Origin of the sequence: Bacillus cereus group sp. BfR-BA-01309 (assembly GCF_022664315.1) — a bacterium.
Classification (GTDB): Bacteria; Bacillota; Bacilli; order Bacillales; family Bacillaceae_G; genus Bacillus_A; species Bacillus_A mobilis.
This window is the reverse complement of record NZ_JAKUHE010000044.1, coordinates 1-3,256: the sequence shown is the minus strand read 5'-3', so window position 1 is coordinate 3,256 and position 3,256 is coordinate 1. Positions and strand designations below refer to the sequence as shown.

Below are 3,256 nucleotides of genomic sequence, written 5' to 3'. Positions count from 1 at the left end.
CTAATTACACCAACAAGGTGACGACAAAGCATAAACGCTTATATGTCGCCATCTTGAGGGAGCTTAGGATAAAGCACAAGTTCGAAATCATCGAGCCTTTGCCACTTTTCCTTTTTATAAACAGCCTTTTCTAAAACCGACTTTAGGAGGCTGTTTTTCTTTTTGGGATCATCTGTTTTAAAGTATAGATCAAGAACATGCTCAACTTGAGGTATTGTATCTTTCTTCACTTTTTCCTTCTTAATTTCTGTTTTAATTTCTTTCTTTAAGTTTTCCATTGTGGAAGTAATTTCAGTAATGCGATCAGAAATTACATTTGATCGTTCTAAAAACATATCGACAGTATAAACGCCGCGTTCTAATAAATCATGTAAATTATTTTTTTGTTTTTGGACATCCAGTAATTCTTTTTCAAGCTTGCGTAATGCAGCTTCATTCATTTGAATAACTTGTGTTTCTTTTAACTTGTCATCTTGCTTATGTTTTTCAAAATCAGCTTTATAATTGATGTACCATTCTTTTAATGCCTCGAGTAAACGCTTCTCAATTAATTCAGTATAGCTTGATTTGTTTTCGCAACCCCGGTGCTTACAATCCATCGTTTCTTTGCGGTTCTTCGGATAACGTTGGACCATGCTATAACCACATTTACTACATTTAATAATGCCAGCTAGAGGATTTTTAATTCCGTTTGTATTATAAGGAATGTGATATCTTGAGTTTAATTTTTCTTGTACTTGTTCAAATAAACTTTCAGGTATGATTGGCTCGTGCTTACCATCGGCAATAATCCAATCCGATTTATCTTGTCGTGCACAACTTCTTTTTACAGCATCAGGCCGCTTTACTTCTTTTCGCTTTTGCCATGTTACTTTTCCGATGTACACATTGTTCTTTAATATATCTAAGATGCTATAAGGGTTCCATTCATTACCTAGCTTACTTTTATATCCAAGGTCATTTAATTTGCTTCTAATTGCACTCGCACCCATATCCTCATTTGCATACCAATCAAATATCATTCTTACGGCAGAAGCCTCTTCTGAATTAATCGTTAACGTACGTTCTCGCTTATTTAAACGATGGATATCATATCCGAATGGTGCATGTGTACCAAGGTAATTACCGGCCTCTATACTTGCGATACGGCCGCGTTGCATCCGACGTGTAATAATCTTTAACTCCTTACGAGCCATAAACGCTTCAAATTCGCTGTATTCTTCATCCCACTCATCATTAAGGTCATAAGTCTTCCTAGGCGTCATAATCTTCGTATTTGAGCGTTTAAACGTCTCTAAAATGATTCCTTGTTCTTTCATACCTCCACGACCTAAACGGTCCATATCCATACAAAGAACAACATCATATTTATTATCTTCAATTTCTTCAAGCAGCGCTAACATCTCAGGACGTTTCACTAAGCTCTCACCAGAAACGATTTCCTCCCGGACAGCTAAAACATTTAAGTTCATTTCTTTCGCTATTTTCAGCAGGGTAGTGCGGTGCTTTGCTAACGTCTCATCTTCGCCGCGTGCTTCGGCTTCGAGATCGGCACGGGATTTTCTTAGGTAGATTGCAGTTTTCATAGTGTGGACCTCCTTTTAGATTTAGTATAGGTTAAGATAAGATGAAATGAAAATTATTATAAAGAAAGAAACATAATTTCTTTATACGGAAATATGTTTCTTTCTTGGCATTTAGCTATTTAATTCGGTTTCATTGACTTTTTTGTAGAAGTACCATTTATCTTTATCTGGATTATATATATATACTTCTTTTAAATCATTATGATGTTTAGGTTCTACTAGAACCCATTGTGTATCTTTCCTTGTGTAAAGGTGAATAAGATCTTTTGTGTTCTTTTGAACTGTAGCATAGTCTATAAGACTCATAGTATAAAATTGTTTAGGTCTTTTATTAAGGCGAAAAAGAAAAACTACCGAACCTGTAAATAGAACGAAAAAGACTGGATCTCCTATCAATCTCATTATGTTATCTTCAAAGGTTTTGCTTATGTTTTTGCTATTCAAAAATAAAGTGTTTATTTGTAAAGCATGAAAATAACTACAAGTGAAAAAGACTATACATACAGTTGTGAATAATGGCCATTGTTCAAGTTTATCAATAACCCATTTTGCAAATTTATATTTCTTTTTTTGAGTGAATTCTCTAGTTTGCTCAACTTGAGTAAAGGGCCAAGCGTATATATATAAGATGTAAATTAATGAGGCTGCAGTAATAATTATTATAGCTGTCACCATAGTATAGAGGTGAGATAGAAAAGGTAAAGCTGTGATAAGAGAATATAAAGCAAGTGACATTATTTGCATGAGAAAATAAAAAGTGAAAAAGGCGGTTATAAAGCTTGTAAACTTTTTGAAAAAACGACCTTGTTTTTGTTCAAAAGTAATGTCTAAATCGTTTTTATAAATGTACCCAAAAATGAACGGGAGAACTATTGCTAATGGCCCTAAGGTTTTTAAGGCGTTTCCAATAAATTCAATTGCTGTGGTCATAAATTAATATACTCCTATCTATCTTAAAATTTGATAAGTAATAATGAACTTGTTTTAATACAAAAAATGATATTTTATTGAACTGTAACAAATTTCTTAAAGAATGCCTTACGCTTTGTTTTATCATACACGTATGGATCGTTAAACTTTTTAACCCAAGATTTGTCTTCAACTTTTAGATCTTCAATCTTAAATCCAAGGTATGTATTCAAACCATTTCTTTCTAAGCTAGTAGTATATGTTTTTCCATCGAACGGCAGAGTCATTTTTACCGTATTTAAATCTGGAAATTGTCTTAGTAATCTAGCAGGTTCACTTACAAACATTTTCTCGATAGCATCTCCAGTTGAGAAATATTGTTTATATTGTTCTTCAGTAACGTTACTATCTGGCTTTGTTGATTTATAAGATGCAAACGAATCATGGAATGTAATTTCAGCTTCTTTATTATTGAGTTTCATATCCTTAATAAAATTGCCACCTCTGATGTTTTGGGCATAGGAGATAAACTCTTTTTGCTTTTCTTCAGCCTTTTTTTGTTCCTCAGCTAATTTTTTTTCTTCAGCTTTTTGTTTATCCTCAGCTTCTTTTTGCTCTTTAGCTTTTTGTTTCTCTTCGGCTTTTAGCTTTTCTTCAGCTTCTTTTTGCTCTTTAGCTTTTTGTTTCTCTTCGGCTTTTAGCTTTTCTTCAGCTTCTTTTTGCTCTTTAGCCTTTTGTTTCTCTTCGGCTTTTAGCTTTTC

At 33.4% G+C, this 3,256-nt stretch carries 3 protein-coding genes; all 3 read right to left on the bottom strand.

From position 1 onward, the window contains the following. Positions 1 to 38: 38 nt before the first annotated feature. Positions 39 to 1,586, bottom strand: a complete 1,548-nt coding sequence (locus tag MR115_RS29440; RefSeq protein ID WP_242243836.1) for a recombinase family protein — start codon at positions 1,584 to 1,586, stop codon at positions 39 to 41. A gap of 111 nt (positions 1,587 to 1,697) precedes the next feature. Next, positions 1,698 to 2,516 carry a hypothetical protein gene (locus tag MR115_RS29435; protein ID WP_242243834.1) on the bottom strand — a complete coding sequence of 273 codons (819 nt, stop codon included), beginning with the start codon at positions 2,514 to 2,516 and terminating at the stop codon, positions 1,698 to 1,700. 74 nt (positions 2,517 to 2,590) lie between these two features. Next, positions 2,591 to 3,256, bottom strand: a 666-nt coding sequence (locus tag MR115_RS29430; RefSeq protein WP_242243833.1) for a hypothetical protein, incomplete at its 5' end; no start/stop codon positions are given.

What these genes read in the sequence shown, in the direction of transcription:
- MR115_RS29440 (WP_242243836.1), bottom strand. Translation starts at nt 1,586, where the DNA reads ATGAAAACTGCAATCTACCTAAGAAAATCCCGTGCCGATCTCGAAGCC.
- MR115_RS29435 (WP_242243834.1), bottom strand. Translation starts at nt 2,516, where the DNA reads ATGACCACAGCAATTGAATTTATTGGAAACGCCTTAAAAACCTTAGGG.